Raw genomic sequence first — 15,370 nt, 5'->3', positions numbered from 1 at the left:
CTCTCCCTCTGGGAGAGGGCTGGGGTGAGGGGAAGCTTCACAGCAGGTCGCAAGCCAAACACAAGACACAAAAAAGGGGACGCGCATGGCGTCCCCTTTTCGTTGCAGCATTCCTGAATCAGAACGCCGGCAATACCGCGCCTTTGTACTTCTCGGTAATGAATTTCTTCACTTCCGGGCTGTGCAGCGCAGCAGCGAGTTTCTGCATCGCATCGCTGTCCTTGTTGTCCGCGCGGGACACGAGGATGTTCACGTACGGCGAGTCGTTACCTTCGATCACCAGCGCATCCTTGGACGGATCGAGCTTGGCTTCCAGCGCGTAGTTGGTGTTGATCAGCGCCAGATCGACCTGGGTCAGCACGCGCGGGATGGTCGCGGCTTCCAGTTCACGGATCTTCAGGTCTTTCGGGTTTTGCGCGATGTCTTTGACGGTCGACAGGATGTTGGTCGGATCCTTCAGCGTGATCACGCCAGCCTTGGCCAGCAGCAACAGCGCACGGCCACCGTTGGTAGCGTCGTTCGGGATCACCACGTTGGCACCGCTTGGCAGATCCTTCAGATCCTTGAGCTTGCTCGAATAAGCGCCCAGCGGCTCCAGGTGTACACCGGTCACGGCAACCAGACTGGTGCCCTTGGCCTTGTTGAACTCATCGAGGTACGGCTGGTGCTGGAAGAAGTTGGCGTCCAGACGCTTTTCCGCGACCTGTACGTTCGGCTGAATGTAGTCGGTGAAGACCTTGACCTTCAGGTCCACGCCTTCTTTGGCCAAGGCTGGTTTCACGAACTCGAGGATTTCTGCGTGTGGCACCGGGGTGGCGGCCACGGTCAGGGTTTCGGCGTGGGCCGAGAATGCTGCAACGGCAGCAAAAGCAGCGATCAGTTTTTTCATTCAGCTAACTCCTTTTCAAAGCGCCCGTCTGGCGCCTGCCAGCGAATGGCCGGCTCATCTCTTGATTACAAAACCGGTTATTTGCGCGAAAAATGCACGACCAGTCGATCACCGACCATCTGCAGCACTTGCACCAGAATCAGCAGCAACACCACGGTGACGATCATCACGTCAGTCTGGAAACGCTGGTAACCGAAACGAATCGCCAGGTCACCCAGACCACCGGCGCCGACCACACCGGCCATCGCCGTGTAGGACACCAGTGTAATCGCCGTCACCGTAATCGCCGCGAAGATGCCCGGACGGGCTTCCGGCAGCAAAGCGTTCATGATGATCTGCCGCGTGGTCGCGCCCATCGACTGGGTCGCTTCGATGATGCCGCGATCGACTTCACGCAGCGCGGTTTCCACCAAACGCGCGAAGAACGGTGTCGCACCGACTACCAATGGCGGAATCGCACCGGCCACGCCCAGCGACGTGCCGGTGATCAGCACGGTGAACGGGATCATCACGATCAACAGAATGATGAACGGCAGCGAACGCAGGATGTTCACCGCCAGCGACATGAATGCGTAGAGGCCACGGTTTTCCAGCAATTGACGCGGGCTGCACAGAAACAGCAACACGCCCAGCGGTAGGCCGAGTAATACGGTGAACAGCAGCGAACCACCGAGCATCAGCATCGTGTCGCCGGTGGCCAGCCAGATTTCGTACCAGTCGATATTGGTGAAGAAACTGATCAGGTCTTCCATTAGCGCAATACCTCCATGTGAACGTCAGCGGCGGTGAAGCGGGCAAACGCCGCTTCCATGTCGCCACCGGTGACGGCGAGGGTCAATTGCCCGTACGGAATGTCTTTGATGCGGTCGATGCGACCGGCGAGGATGCTGTAGTCGACGCCGGTTTCCCGGGCGACGGTACCGAGCAGCGGCGCGTAGGTCGCTTCGCCCTGGAAGGTCAGACGCACAATGCGGCCCGGCACGTGAGCGAAGTCATCACGCTGTTCGCTTTCGTCGATCTGCTCGCTTTCCTGCACAAAACGCTTGGTGGTCGGGTGTTTTGGATGCAGGAACACATCGGCGACCGAACCTTGCTCGACGATCACACCGGCATCCATTACCGCCACTTGATCGCAAACGCGACGGATCACATCCATCTCGTGGGTGATCAGGACGATGGTCAGTTTCAGTTCGCGGTTGATCTCGGCCAGCAATTGCAGGACCGACGCGGTGGTCTGCGGGTCGAGGGCACTGGTGGCCTCGTCGCACAACAGAATCTTCGGCTTGGTTGCCAGGGCGCGGGCGATGCCGACGCGCTGCTTCTGGCCACCGGACAATTGCGCCGGGTACTTCTTCGCGTGGTCAGACAGACCGACCCGTGCCAGCAACTCGGCGACACGCTTGTCGATGTCGCTGCCCGACAGTTCGCCGGCCAGGGTCAGCGGCAACGCAACGTTGTCGGCCACGGTCTTGGAGGCGAGCAGGTTGAAGTGCTGGAAGATCATCCCGACTTGCTGACGGAAACGGCGCAGGCCGTTGGCGTCCAGCGCGGTGACTTCTTCGCCGTCGACGATGATCTTGCCGCCGCTGGAGTCTTCCAGGCGATTGATCAGACGCAGCAGGGTACTTTTGCCCGCGCCGGAATGACCGATCAAGCCGAACACTTGCCCGTTCTCGATAGAGAGACTGGTCGGGTGCAGCGCGGGAATATCCTTACCGGCGACGCGGTAAGTCTTATGGACGTTTTGAAACTCGATCACGTAGCGAACCTTGTGGGGCGCGTTAGAAAAGGATCAGCGGTTAGCCGGGCGCGCATTTTAGCCTGTCCGTATAGAGGTTCTTAGCATTTATTTCGCAATTAACCTTCGATTTGGCAATAACAAGATCAAAGGTCATAAAAAAGGAACGTCCAAAGCAGCCCATCAGTCACTAAGTAAGCGACTTGAAAACCCTGGGTGCCGTGCCCGGGAACCACTCAAGAGTCCCCGGACAGGATCGGGGTCAACCGAGGAGTTTACGACTGATGAGCAAGAAGCCTACGTCCGATAAAAGCCAGATGGCCGGAACCGATGCCCCGGATCGTGCCAACACCAACGCCAAACTCGATAGCCTGGAAAAATTCCGCTCCGATGCCACCGGCCAGGCGCTGCGCACCAACCAAGGCGTGAAGATCGCCGACAACCAGAACACCCTCAAGGCCGGCCCGCGCGGGCCGTCGCTGCTTGAAGACTTCATCATGCGGGAAAAGATCACGCATTTTGACCATGAGCGGATCCCGGAGCGCATCGTTCACGCACGCGGAACCGGCGCGCATGGTTTCTTTCAGGCTTACGAGAACCACTCGACACTGACCAAGGCCGGCTTCCTACAGGATCCGGGGAAAAAGACGCCGGTATTCGTGCGCTTTTCCACGGTGCAGGGGCCGCGTGGTTCCGGCGACACCGTGCGTGACGTACGCGGTTTCGCGGTGAAATTCTTCACCGATGAAGGCAACTTCGATCTGGTCGGCAACAACATGCCGGTGTTTTTCATTCAGGACGCGATCAAGTTTCCCGACTTCGTCCACGCGGTGAAGCCCGAGCCTCACAATGAAATTCCTACCGGTGGCTCGGCGCACGATACGTTCTGGGACTTTGTGTCCTTGGTGCCGGAATCAGCGCACATGGTCATCTGGGCGATGTCCGACCGGGCGATCCCGAAAAGCCTGCGCAGCATGCAGGGCTTCGGCGTACACACCTTCCGCCTGATCAATGCCGAGGGTAAATCGCGCTTCGTCAAATTCCACTGGCGCCCTACGGCCGGTACTTGCTCGCTGGTGTGGGACGAGGCGCAAAAGCTCGCCGGTAAAGACACCGACTACCACCGTCGCGACCTCTGGGAAGCGATCGAGATGGGTGACTATCCGGAATGGGAACTCGGCGTACAGATTATTGAGGAGGAAAACGAGCACGACTTCGATTTCGATATCCTCGACCCGACCAAGCTGATCCCCGAAGAAATCGTGCCGATCACGCCGCTGGGCAAGATGACCCTGAACCGCAACCCGGACAACTTCTTTGCCGAGACCGAGCAGGTCGCGTTCTGCCCTGGCCACATCGTGCCGGGCATCGACTTCTCCAATGACCCGCTGCTGCAAGGCCGGCTGTTTTCCTACACCGATACGCAAATCAGCCGACTCGGCGGGCCGAATTTTCATGAGCTGCCGATCAACCGCCCGGTCGCGCCGTTCCACAATGGCCAGCGTGATGCGCAGCACCGCACGGTGATCGACAAGGGCCGCGCCTCGTATGAGCCGAACTCGATTGATGGTGGCTGGCCGAAAGAAACGCCGCCGGCCGCGCAGGACGGTGGTTTCGAGAGCTATCCGGAACGAATCGATGCCAACAAGATCCGCCAGCGCAGCGAGTCGTTCAGCGATCACTTCTCCCAGGCGACGTTGTTCTTCAACAGCATGAGCGATCACGAGAAGGAGCACATCATTGCCGCTTACAGCTTCGAGCTGGGCAAGGTTGAGCGTGAGTTCATCCGTGCGCGGGAAGTGAACGAGATTCTGGCCAACATCGATCTGGAATTGGCCAAGCGTGTGGCGGCTAATCTGGGTCTGCCTGCGCCTACCAAAGGCACGGTGGATACGCGCAAGGTGTCTTTCGATCACTCGCCGTCATTGAGTCAGGCTAATTTGCTGCCAGAAAACATCAAAACCCGAAAAGTGGCGATTCTTGCTGCCAACGGCGTCGATGGTGCGGCGATTGATGCAATGAAGAAGGCATTGGCCGCTGAAGGTGCGCATGCCAAGTTGCTCGGCCCAACTTCAGCGCCGGTGAAGACCGCTGACGGCAAAACGTTGCCAGTGGATGCCTCGATGGAAGGCATGCCGTCAGTGATTTTCGATGCGGTGTTCGTGCCGGGTGGCGCGGCGTCGGTGAAGGCGTTGAGCGGTGACGGCGTTGCGTTGCATTACCTGCTGGAGGCGTACAAGCATTTGAAGGCGATTGCGTTGCACGGCGAGGCTAAGCAGTTGCAGGATTTGCTGAAGCTGGAGGTGGATGCTGGATTGCTGCAGGGCAAGGATGTGCCGGCGTTGATCAAACCATTCTTTGCGGCGATCGGGCAGCATCGGGTTTGGGAGCGGGAGCCTAAAGCCAAAGCCATTCCGGCTTAAGATCTTCGCTGGCTGAAAGGACGCTTTCGCGAGCAAGCTCGCTCCCACAAGGGATCTCTGGTGAACACAGATTTTGTGTCAGACCGAGATCAAATGTGGGAGCGAGCTTGCTCGCGAAGCCTTTTAGGGTTTACGCGGGCTCAAAACCATCTGCGCCGGTACGGTGCGCACAATCTGCTTCTCAATTTTCAGTTCAAAATCCGGATTCAGTTTCTTGACCCGTTTGGTCAGCAACGTCGCCAACCATGGATAATCATTCGTCCGTGGCGCCTGAATCGTCACCCCACACTCGTAATTCACCACATCAGCGGCGATCGCGTCGAGTTGACGACGAAGTTTGCGGCTATCGGTGATGTTCAGCGCAACCGTAGTGCTCTCAGCGGTCGGATCAATCACTTTAGCTTTCGGCTTGGCTTCGGCGGCCAGCAATGCAGCCTCAGCCTTTTCCAGCTCAGCCTTGCGCGCTTCGGTGATGGCGCCATTCACGCCACCGGTCAGCGCCGGTGCTTTCGGCATCAACGCGCGAGCACGGCTCAACGCCGTAGCCGCTGCATTCACATCCCCCTTCTGCAGCACGATCTGGCTGCGGCGCAGATACGCTTCAGCAAGCTGCCGCTGGTATTGCTCAAGGGACTGATCGTTTGGGGTGTCTTTCTGCAAAGCAGCCAATTGATCTTCGGCAGTGGCCAGTTCGCTGCTGGCCAGACTTTGCTCCAGCTGTGCGATGGCCGTAGCCCGCGCATCGGGGACTTCGGCCACCGGCGGCGTGCTTTGGCAGGCGCCCAGCAGCACTGAAAATGCGACAAGGAGCAGATAACGGGAGGCGAACGGCTTCATTCCTGCGACTCTCTATTTGCGCAAAAAGCGGCCAAGTCTACACCCCACGACGGGGCAGAACAAAACTCAGCAGAAACAGTGCGGCCGCCGTCACAACGATTGACGGCCCCGCCGGGGTGTCCTTGAACCACGACAACGCCAGCCCGCCACACACCGCGAGCATGCCCAGCAGGCTCGCGCCCAGTGCCATCTGCTCCGGCGAACGGGCGTGACGCTGTGCCGCAGCCGCCGGGATGATCAACAGCGAGGTAATCAGCAGCACCCCGACGATTTTCATCGCCACGGCAATCACCACCGCAATCAACAACATCAGCGCCATGCGCAGGCCAGCGACTGGCAGGCCTTCAACTTTGGCCAGCTCTTCGTGCACGGTGATCGCCAGCAATGGCCGCCACAGCGTCACCAGCAACACCAGCACCGCCGCGCTTCCGCCGAGAATCCACGCTAGATCGGTCGGGCTGATCGCCAGCAGGTCGCCGAACAGATAGGCCATCAGGTCGATCCGCACTTCATGCATGAAGCTTAGTACCACCAGGCCGAGAGAGAGCGTGCTCGGTGCGAGAATTCCCAAAAGCGTGTCGGACGCCAGCGGTTGGCGCTGTTGCAACGTGACCAGCAGCACCGCCAGCAACAGGCAGCCTACAGTGACTGCGACGGTCGGGCTGACATCCAGCAAAAAGCCCAAAGCCACGCCGAGCAGCGCGGCGTGGGACAGGGTATCGCCGAAATAAGCCATGCGCCGCCAGACCACGAAGGAACCGAGCGGCCCGGCCACCAGCGCCAGCGCCAGACCTGCAAGCAGGGCATACAACAGAAAATCAGCCATGCTTGCAGTTGTCTCCGTGAACGTGAGGTTGGCCAATAACCGGCCCTTTGACCACCGAACCGTGCAGGTCGTGAGCGTGGTCGTGATGGTGGTGATAGACCGCCAGGCTCTGCGCGTTCTTGCCGAACAACTCGACAAACGCCGGATCGCCACTGACCTGCTCGGGATGCCCGGAGCAGCAGACGTGACGGTTGAGGCAGACCACCTGGTCGGTGGTGCTCATCACCAGATGCAAATCGTGCGACACCATCAACACGCCGCAGCCGTGGCGGTCGCGCAGACGGGTGATCAGGCTGTACAGCTCGGCCTGGCCGGCAACGTCGACGCCTTGTACCGGCTCGTCGAGCACCAGCAATTCCGGTTCACGCAGCAGCGCCCGCGCGAGCAGCACACGCTGCATTTCACCGCCGGAAACGCTTTGCACCGGGCTGTCGATGACATGTTCGGCACCCACTTCTTTTAATGCGGCCAAGGCACGCGGACGATCAACGCCCGGCACCAGACGCAGAAAGCGCAGCACCGACAGCGGCAAGGTTGGATCGACGTGGAGTTTTTGCGGCATGTAGCCGACGCGCAGTTTCGGCTTGCGCCAGACGCTGCCGCTGTCCGGTTTCAACAGCCCGAGCACGGCGCGCACCAGCGTGGTCTTGCCAGCGCCGTTAGGACCGATCAGGGTGACGATCTGCCCCGGCTCGACGCTCAACTCGATGTTGTCCAGCACAGCCTGCCCGGCAAACGTGACGGCGACCTGTTCCAGACGGATCAGCGCATTGCTCATCAAGCCCCCTGGCAACCTGAGCACAGGCCGACGACTTCGACGGTCTGCGCTTCGACGATGAAACCGACGTCTTTGGCGCTGTTGATGATCGCGTCGCTGATCACTTTTTGCTCAAGTTCGATGGCAGCGTGGCAATCGCGGCAGATCAGGAACTGGCCCTGATGCGCGTGTTCCGGGTGTACGCAGCCAACGAAGGCGTTGAGCGAGGAGATGCGGTGCACCAGGCCGTTTTCCAGCAGGAAATCCAGCGCGCGGTACACGGTCGGCGGCGCGGCGCGGCGGCCGTCCTGCTCGCTGAGCACGGCGAGAATGTCGTAGGCGCCCAGCGGCTTGTGGCTCTGCCACACCAATTCCAGCACCCGGCGGCGCAACGCGGTCAGGCGCAAGCCTTTCTGGGCGCACAAGGTATCGGCCTCGGACAAAGCGCTGTGCACGCAATGAGAGTGGTCGTGGGGACGGCTGGCAATCGGTGTAATAGGCATGGGCGGCGACGAGTTTTGATAGAGACGTTATTATGTTACCCGTTCTCGCCTCCTTGAGTGGTCATCGTGTCCCGACTTTTTTCTGTTTTTGTGGCTTTTGTCGCCAGTTTTCTGCTGATCGGTTCGGCCCAGGCCGAGGTCAAAGTCCTCACCAGCATCAAACCGTTGCAGCTGATTGCCGCGGCCGTGCAGGACGGCGTGGCGATTCCCGAAGTGCTGCTGCCGCCGGGTGCTTCGCCACACAATTACGCGCTGCGACCATCCGACGTACGGAAGGTGCAATCGGTGGATCTGCTGTACTGGATCGGTCCGGACATGGAGGGTTTCCTGCCGCGCGTGCTGAATGGTCGTACGCTGCCGAGCGTCGCCGTGCAGGATCTGCCGGGGATGAAGCTGCGCCGTTTCGCTGAAGACAGCCACTCCCACGCCGAAGAGGCCGACGAGCATGATCACGATCATCGTCCGGGCACGCTGGATGCGCATTTGTGGCTATCGCCGTTCAACGCGCGGGTGATTGCCGACAAGATGGCGGCTGACCTCAGCGCCGCTGACCCGGCGAATGCCGAGCGCTATCAGAGCAACGCCAAGGCGTTCGACGAGCGTCTGGATGCACTGGATCAGCGTTTGAAGAAGCGTTTGACCAGCGTTGAAGGCAAGCCCTACTTTGTCTTTCACGAGGCCTTTGATTACTTTGAAGAGGCTTATGGCCTGAAGCATACCGGTGTGTTCAGCGTGGCTGCCGAAGTGCAGCCGGGCGCGCAACATGTCGCGGCGATGCGCAAGCGTTTGCAGGAAGTGGGCAAGACGTGTGTGTTCAGTGAGCCGCCGTTGCGCCCGCGTTTGGCCGAGACGTTGGTGGCCGGGCTGCCGGTGAAACTAGCTGAGCTGGATGCGTTGGGCGGGTACACACCGGCGACGGCTCAGGGTTATGAGCAGGTGCTGGAGAAGTTGGGTAACGATTTGGCCGGGTGCCTGGAATCTCTGTAGCCCCATAGAAAAAGATCGCAGCCTTCGGCAGCTCCTACAGGGTGTACATCAATCCCATGTAGGAGCTGCCGAAGGCTGCGATCTTTTGATGTTAAAGGGCGAAAGGCAACGGTGTGTGAACCTGCTGCCGCTGCGCCAAGCGCTGCTCAAACTCTTTCGGATCGTGAATCAACACGTCCTGCCCGGCGAACTGCTCCGCCGCGATCAACCGCGACAGCCAGAACCGCACGCAGGCCACGCGCAGCATGGTCGGCCACAACTCAGCCTCCGCCGCCGTGAACGGGCGCAGCGCCGCATAAGCGCCAAGGAATGCGCGAGCACGCGGGCCATCAATCAGACCGTCCTCGTCCGAACACCAGTCATTCAAGGCAATCGCCACGTCATACAGCATCGGCCCCGAGCAGGCGTTGTAGAAGTCGATCAGCCCGGTCAGGTGCGTGCCTTCGAACATCGCGTTGTCGCGGAACAGGTCGGCGTGAATGTTCGCCCGAGGCAGCGCGAGGATCTTATCTTTGCGCTCGGTGATTTCATCCAGCGCCTTCTGCAGCAAGGCACGCGGTTCATCGCTCAGGTGCGAAAGAAACTCCGTGCCCTCCTCCAGCATCCAGTCCAGGCCACGGTCGGTCTTGCGCTTGATCATGCGCTCGCCCTGGGTCGCCAGGTGCAGGTGCGCCTGCAACTCGCCGACCTGCGCGCAATGCTGGGCATTGGCGACTTTGATGTGCTTGCCGGACAGGCGCGGCTGCAGCAGCGCCGGTTTGCCTTTCAGCTCACGCAACGCCACGCCGTCAGAGGTGCGCAACGCGTACGGCACCGGCAGATCGGCTTCGTGCAGCACGTCGAGCAGGTCGATGAAGAACGGCATCTCCTGCACCGGGCCGCGTTCGACCAGGGTCAGGACGAATTCGCCTTGCTCCAGGCTGATAAAGAAGTTGGTGTTTTCGCTGCCGGCGGCGATCCCCTGGAAATCAAGCAGACGGCCAAGCCCGTAAGGGGCGAGAAAGGTTTCCAGCTCGGGCCGAGCCAGGGGAGTGAACACAGACATGGTTAAAAACTGCTCAGTTCAGGCGTCGCGCTCAGGCGACGCCGATTAAAAATCGGGAATCTTACTTCCAGGTAAAGATTTCCCACGACGGAATCAGCATATCCGGCTGGTCGGAGCGAATGTAGTTCGCGTCCGTACCATCGGCGCGCACCAGGAAATACGGTTTGCCACCCTTCGGCGTGACCTTGATCGCGTAGACGAAGCCACTGCGACTGTATTCCTGGATGACCTTGTCGCCTTCCGTGTGCGTGTTGATCGTAACTTCCGGTTCCGAAGCGGGCGCATCATCCGCCGCCATCGCGGCCAACGGTGAGGCAGCAATCAGACCGACCAGCAGCAAGCGATTTAACGTACGCATGATAACCTTGTCCCTTTGTCGTCAACGGTCCCGCTATTCTAGCGCCGGACCCGCCGAAAAGGTTGATCCTGCTCATGAGCCAAGCCCCCCTCGTCCTGGTGGACGGTTCGTCTTACCTGTACCGCGCCTTTCACGCGCTGCCACCACTGACCACCTCCAAAGGCCTGCCGACCGGTGCGGTCAAAGGCGTGTTGAACATGCTCAAGAGTCTGCGCAAGCAGTACCCGGACAGCCCGTTCGCCGTGGTGTTCGACGCCAAGGGTGGGACATTTCGCGATGAGATGTACGCCGAATACAAAGCCAATCGCCCGAGCATGCCCGACGACATGCGCGTGCAGATCGAGCCGCTGCACCAGAGCGTGATCGCCCTCGGCTTCCCGCTGCTGTGCGTGGAAGGCGTCGAAGCCGACGACGTGATCGGCACTCTCGCCCGCAGCAGCGCGGCGGCGGATCGCCCAGTGGTGATCTCCACCGGCGATAAAGACATGGCGCAACTGGTCGATGGCCACATTACCTTGGTCAACACCATGTCCGGTAGTTCGATGGACGTGGAAGGCGTGAAGGAGAAATTCGGCGTCGCACCGGAGCAGATCATCGATTATCTGGCGCTGATGGGCGATTCGTCCGACAACATTCCGGGCGTTCCGGGCATCGGTCCAAAAACCGCGTCCGGCCTGTTGGTCGGGGTCAACGGCGGTTTGACCGAGCTGTACGCCAATCTCGACATCGTCCCGACCCTGCCGATTCGCGGCGCGAAAACCCTGCCGGCCAAGCTTGAAGAGCACAAGGAGATGGCCTTCCTCTCCTATCAACTGGCGACCATCAAGGTCGATGTGCCGCTGGACGTCGAACTCGACGATCTGCAGATGGGCGCGGAAGACCCGGCCAAGCTCTACGAGCTGTACTCGCTGCTGGAATTCAAAAGCTGGATCAATGATCTGGATCGCGACGCCAAGCGTCTGGAACTGAGCGCTGCTGCCGAACCAGCGCCGGCCGGCGATCTGTTCAGCACTCCAGCGGAAGAAGCGCCTGCCGCTCCCGCTGAAGCCGCTTACGAAACCATTCTCGATCAGGCACGTTTCGACGTCTGGCTGGAAAAACTCAACAACGCCAAACTTTTCGCCTTCGACACCGAAACCACCGGCATCGACGCGCAGCAGGCGCAACTGGTCGGCCTGTCGTTCGCCGTGCAGGCCAACGAGGCCGCGTACATTCCGCTGACCCACTCCTACATCGGCGTGCCGGAACAGCTGGATCGCGACACCGTGCTGCGCGCACTCAAGCCGATTCTCGAAGACCCGAGCAAGCTCAAGGTCGGCCAGCACGCCAAGTTCGACATGAACATTTTGGCCAACTGCGCCATCGGTGGCGACCAGAACAACGGCATCACCGTGCGCGGCATCGCCTTCGATACGATGCTTGAGTCCTACGTGCTCAACTCCACCGCCACCCGCCACGACATGGACAGCCTCGCGCAGAAGTACCTGGATCACACCACCGTGAGCTTCCAGGACATCGCCGGCAAAGGCGCCAAGCAGCTGACCTTCGACCAGATCGCGCTGGAACAGGCCGGGCCGTACGCCGCCGAAGACGCCGACATCACGTTGCGTCTGCACCAGACTTTGTTCGAAAAGCTCAGCGCCATCCCGAGTCTGGCCAGCGTTTTGACCGACATCGAGATTCCGCTGGTGCCGGTTCTCGCGCGCATCGAACGCCAGGGCGCGTTCGTCGACGCGGAGCTGCTGGGCATCCAGAGCATCGAACTGGGCAACAAAATGGTCGCACTTGAGCGCGAAGCCTTCGAAATCGCCGGGGAAGAATTCAACCTTGGCTCGCCGAAACAACTGGGCGTGATTCTCTACGAGAAACTCGGCCTGCCAGTATTGAAGAAGACCGCCAAGGGCCAACCGTCCACCGCTGAAGAAGTATTGGCGAAACTCGCCGAAGACGATCACCGCTTGCCGAAGGTGCTGATGGAGCACCGCTCGATGAGCAAGCTGAAAAGCACTTACACCGATCGCCTGCCGGAGCAGATCAACCCGCGTACCGGGCGTATTCACACCTCGTACCATCAGGCTGTAGCGTCGACCGGTCGCTTGTCCTCGAGCGATCCAAACCTGCAGAACATCCCGGTGCGCACCGCTGAAGGTCGACGCATTCGTCAGGCATTCGTCGCGCCGAAAGGCTACAAACTGCTGGCGGCGGACTATTCGCAGATCGAGCTGCGAATCATGGCGCACCTGTCCAAGGACGAAGGTCTGATGAACGCCTTCCGCAACAATCTGGACGTGCACACCGCCACCGCTGCCGAAGTGTTCAAGGTCGAACTCAACGAAGTGACCTCCGACCAACGCCGTGGCGCCAAGGCGATCAACTTTGGCCTGATCTATGGCATGGGCGCACAAAAACTCGGCAAGGACATCGGCGTCGACACCAAGACCGCCAAGGCTTACATCGACACCTACTTCGCCCGCTATCCGGGGGTTCGCGAGTACATGGATCGCACCCGCGCGCAGGCGGCGGATCAGGGTTATGTAGAGACGTTCTTCGGTCGTCGTCTGTATTTGCCGGAGATCAACTCGAACAAGCCGCAGGAACGCGCTGCCGCCGAGCGCACGGCGATCAACGCGCCGATGCAGGGCACGGCCGCCGACATCATCAAGAAAGCCATGGTGGCGGTGGATAACTGGCTGGCGACGTCCGGGCTGGACGCCAGAGTCATCTTGCAGGTGCACGATGAACTGGTACTGGAGGTTCGCGAGGATCTGGTCGAGCAAGTCAGCGCCGAAATCCGCGTGCACATGAGCGAAGCGGCGAAACTGGATGTGCCGCTGCTGGTCGAAGTGGGTGTGGGCAACAATTGGGATGAGGCTCATTGAGCCTTTTGAACACGGTTTGCCGCGACCTGATGTCGCGGCAACGCCAGTAAAACCTGCTTATTTCGAAAAGCGCTTGGGATTATTCCAAAGCTTTTTGAAAAAAATCTGAACTAATCTGGAAGGACACCACTCAGAGATACTGAATGGCTGGTGAAGCCCTTCGATGCTCCTATGTTGTGTTAAGTGTTGGCAGATATCTGAACCCCGCCCTAGCGGTTCGGAACTTAAACCCCGGAATTTCTCCCTCCCCAATGAAATCCGGGGCTTTTTTTGCCTGCGATTTACTCAGCAGGCAATTCAGCGCCTTTGTCAGCCAGTTCCATCCAGCCGGCCAATACAGTGTAGGCCTCTTCCAGGCCCATGCGTTTTGGCGCGGAGAACAGCTGGATGGTGACCAGGTCGCCCCAACCCTTGCGGATTTCCGACTGTACTTTGAGCAGGGTGTTCTTGGCTGCGCCGTAGGTGAGCTTGTCGGCCTTGGTCAGCAGGATGTGCATCGGCATGCCGGCCGCAACGGCCCAGTCGAGCATCAGCAGGTCGAAGTCGGTCATTGGATGACGGATGTCCATCATCAGAATCAAACCCTTCAAACTCTCGCGGCCACCGAGGTAAGCCTCAAGGTGACGCTGCCAGTGCATCTTCAGCGGGATCGGTACTTTTGCGTAACCGTAGCCCGGCAGGTCGACCAGACGGCGATCTTCGTCTAGCTTGAAGAAGTTCAACAGCTGTGTGCGACCCGGGGTTTTCGAGGTACGCGCCAGGCTGGCGTGAGTCAAAGTGTTCAGCGCGCTGGATTTGCCGGCGTTGGAACGACCGGCAAACGCTACTTCGAAGCCTTCGTCGTCAGGGCATTGATCGACTTTGGCGGCACTGAGCATGAACGTGGACTGTTGGCACAGGCCGAGGATGGGATTCTTGAGTTGCATGGGATTTCCGATGTGGGCGGCGCCGGGATTGGGCGCGGAACGCGGTGTCGCTTCCGTTTCAGTGACGCCAGTATATAATGCCGCAGATTTTGTGTGTGCTTTGTCCCAGCGAAGGATGAAGTTCACGAGAGCGACAGACTTTGATTGCGCATTAGAACGCAGAACGCTCTCAACCCTGAAAAGGTCGTTTTATGACGAAATGGCTGCTGGCTGCCGGAGTCTTGATGCCGCTTTACAGCGCACAGGCTACACAGGATCCGGAAGCTGTGTACAACCGTGTTTGTGGTGCCTGTCATTCCGGCCAACTACCCATGGCGCCCGAAAGAGGCGATCAGGAAGCTTGGACGCCGAGGTTGGCGAAAGGTATGGGGACGCTGGTGCAACACGTAACCCAGGGTTTCAAGGCGATGCCGCCGCGTGGTTTGTGCATGGACTGCAGTGCCGAGGATTACCAAGCCATCATCCTTTGGATGAGCGAGTAAGCCCGGTCCATAACTTAACCCTTAGCCGTAGTTGGATTAGCTGATGAACAAATTGATCGTGAGTCTGCTGTTGACCGTGGGAATTTCAGGCTTCGCCCATGCTGCCGGTGATGCCGCAGCGGGCCAGGCAAAAGCCGCCGTTTGCGGAGCCTGCCATGGCCCGGACGGCAACAGCATGGCGCCAAACTTTCCGAAACTGGCCGGTCAAGGTGAACGCTACCTGACCAAGCAACTGCACGACATCAAGTCGGGCAAGCGCACCGTTCTGGAAATGACCGGCCTGCTGACCAACCTGAGCGATCAGGACCTGGCCGATATCGCCGCCTACTTCGCCAGCCAGAAAGGCAGCGTCGGCGCCGCCGATCCGAAGATCGTCGCTCGCGGTGAAGCGCTGTTCCGTGGCGGCAACCTCGCCAAGGGCCTGCCCGCTTGCACCGGTTGTCACTCGCCGAACGGCGCCGGCAACGCCGCTGCCGGCTTCCCGCACCTGGGTGGCCAACACGCTCAATACATCGCCAAGCAGCTGACCGATTTCCGCAAGGAAGAAGGCGGCCGCAACAACGACGGCGACACGATGACCATGCAGACCATCGCCAAGCGCCTGAGCGACGAAGACATCGCTGCGGTCTCCAGCTACATTCAAGGTTTGCACTAAGCGCACTTGGCGGCGATAGATCTCGGGCAACGTTAACGCTCGATTAATCCGTCGCAGCAAGTATA

15 protein-coding genes are annotated in these 15,370 nt (G+C 59.7%); 5 read left to right on the top strand and 10 right to left on the bottom strand.

Annotated elements, in window-relative coordinates:
- Positions 1 to 118: 118 nt before the first annotated feature.
- The 3 genes from HUW52_RS01425 to HUW52_RS01415 all read right to left on the bottom strand — a co-directional run bounded on the left by HUW52_RS01425 (position 119) and on the right by HUW52_RS01415 (position 2,648).
- Positions 119 to 889 (bottom strand): MetQ/NlpA family ABC transporter substrate-binding protein, encoded by a 771-nt coding sequence (locus HUW52_RS01425; RefSeq protein WP_150694375.1) that lies wholly within the window; start codon positions 887 to 889, stop codon positions 119 to 121.
- A gap of 77 nt (positions 890 to 966) precedes the next feature.
- Complete coding sequence (locus tag HUW52_RS01420; RefSeq protein WP_016986455.1) at positions 967 to 1,641, bottom strand: methionine ABC transporter permease; 675 nt, start codon at positions 1,639 to 1,641, stop codon at positions 967 to 969.
- Positions 1,641 to 2,648: a methionine ABC transporter ATP-binding protein gene (locus HUW52_RS01415; RefSeq protein ID WP_064389737.1), complete on the bottom strand. Its 1,008-nt coding sequence runs from the start codon at positions 2,646 to 2,648 to the stop codon at positions 1,641 to 1,643. The genes HUW52_RS01420 and HUW52_RS01415 overlap by 1 nt, the downstream gene beginning before the upstream one ends.
- A 260-nt stretch (positions 2,649 to 2,908) precedes the next feature.
- Between HUW52_RS01415 and katE the strand changes: the two genes are divergently transcribed.
- Positions 2,909 to 5,050 (top strand): catalase HPII, encoded by a 2,142-nt coding sequence (gene katE, locus HUW52_RS01410; RefSeq protein WP_175555632.1) that lies wholly within the window; start codon positions 2,909 to 2,911, stop codon positions 5,048 to 5,050.
- A gap of 123 nt (positions 5,051 to 5,173) precedes the next feature.
- Here katE and HUW52_RS01405 read toward each other — a convergent pair whose 3' ends face one another.
- Genes HUW52_RS01405 through HUW52_RS01390 form a run of 4 tightly spaced genes read right to left on the bottom strand, consistent with a single transcriptional unit; the run spans position 5,174 to position 7,973 of the window.
- Positions 5,174 to 5,887: a PA5502 family lipoprotein gene (locus HUW52_RS01405; protein ID WP_016986451.1), complete on the bottom strand. Its 714-nt coding sequence runs from the start codon at positions 5,885 to 5,887 to the stop codon at positions 5,174 to 5,176.
- A 37-nt stretch (positions 5,888 to 5,924) separates the two neighbouring features.
- Positions 5,925 to 6,713 (bottom strand): zinc ABC transporter permease subunit ZnuB, encoded by a 789-nt coding sequence (gene znuB, locus HUW52_RS01400; RefSeq protein WP_016986450.1) that lies wholly within the window; start codon positions 6,711 to 6,713, stop codon positions 5,925 to 5,927.
- Positions 6,706 to 7,491 carry a zinc ABC transporter ATP-binding protein ZnuC gene (znuC, locus tag HUW52_RS01395; protein WP_007911759.1) on the bottom strand — a complete coding sequence of 262 codons (786 nt, stop codon included), beginning with the start codon at positions 7,489 to 7,491 and terminating at the stop codon, positions 6,706 to 6,708. The genes znuB and znuC overlap by 8 nt, the downstream gene beginning before the upstream one ends.
- On the bottom strand, positions 7,491 to 7,973 hold the full coding sequence (locus tag HUW52_RS01390; protein WP_007911760.1) for a Fur family transcriptional regulator: 483 nt from the start codon (positions 7,971 to 7,973) through the stop codon (positions 7,491 to 7,493). The genes znuC and HUW52_RS01390 overlap by 1 nt, the downstream gene beginning before the upstream one ends.
- 66 nt (positions 7,974 to 8,039) lie before the next feature.
- On the opposite strand from HUW52_RS01390, the gene HUW52_RS01385 reads away from it, so the two are divergent.
- The gene (locus HUW52_RS01385) at positions 8,040 to 8,960 is read left to right on the top strand and encodes a zinc ABC transporter substrate-binding protein (RefSeq protein WP_175552781.1); all 921 of its coding nucleotides are present in this window, start codon (positions 8,040 to 8,042) and stop codon (positions 8,958 to 8,960) included.
- Between the two features lie 91 nt (positions 8,961 to 9,051).
- Here HUW52_RS01385 and HUW52_RS01380 read toward each other — a convergent pair whose 3' ends face one another.
- Both HUW52_RS01380 and HUW52_RS01375 read right to left on the bottom strand, forming a co-directional pair.
- Positions 9,052 to 10,005 (bottom strand): homoserine kinase, encoded by a 954-nt coding sequence (locus HUW52_RS01380; RefSeq protein ID WP_175552780.1) that lies wholly within the window; start codon positions 10,003 to 10,005, stop codon positions 9,052 to 9,054.
- Between the two features lie 61 nt (positions 10,006 to 10,066).
- Positions 10,067 to 10,363, bottom strand: coding sequence for a DUF2782 domain-containing protein (locus HUW52_RS01375; RefSeq protein ID WP_008081231.1), 297 nt, complete (start codon positions 10,361 to 10,363; stop codon positions 10,067 to 10,069).
- A 74-nt stretch (positions 10,364 to 10,437) separates the two neighbouring features.
- On the opposite strand from HUW52_RS01375, the gene polA reads away from it, so the two are divergent.
- On the top strand, positions 10,438 to 13,242 hold the full coding sequence (polA, locus tag HUW52_RS01370) for a DNA polymerase I (RefSeq protein WP_175552779.1): 2,805 nt from the start codon (positions 10,438 to 10,440) through the stop codon (positions 13,240 to 13,242).
- Positions 13,243 to 13,523: 281 nt separating this feature from the next.
- Here polA and yihA read toward each other — a convergent pair whose 3' ends face one another.
- Complete coding sequence (gene yihA / locus HUW52_RS01365; RefSeq protein ID WP_016986445.1) at positions 13,524 to 14,168, bottom strand: ribosome biogenesis GTP-binding protein YihA/YsxC; 645 nt, start codon at positions 14,166 to 14,168, stop codon at positions 13,524 to 13,526.
- 191 nt (positions 14,169 to 14,359) lie between these two features.
- Between yihA and HUW52_RS01360 the strand changes: the two genes are divergently transcribed.
- Together HUW52_RS01360 and HUW52_RS01355 are read left to right on the top strand one after the other, a co-directional pair.
- Positions 14,360 to 14,650, top strand: a complete 291-nt coding sequence (locus HUW52_RS01360) for a cytochrome c5 family protein (RefSeq protein WP_016986444.1) — start codon at positions 14,360 to 14,362, stop codon at positions 14,648 to 14,650.
- A gap of 43 nt (positions 14,651 to 14,693) precedes the next feature.
- Complete coding sequence (locus tag HUW52_RS01355; protein WP_016986443.1) at positions 14,694 to 15,305, top strand: cytochrome c; 612 nt, start codon at positions 14,694 to 14,696, stop codon at positions 15,303 to 15,305.
- Positions 15,306 to 15,370: the final 65 nt, after the last annotated feature.

Source organism: Pseudomonas sp. 43A, from assembly GCF_013363935.1.
In the GTDB taxonomy this organism is placed as follows: Bacteria; Pseudomonadota; Gammaproteobacteria; order Pseudomonadales; family Pseudomonadaceae; genus Aquipseudomonas; species Aquipseudomonas crudilactis.
The sequence above is the reverse complement of the archived record's forward strand: the minus strand, read 5'-3'. Positions and strand labels throughout refer to the sequence as shown.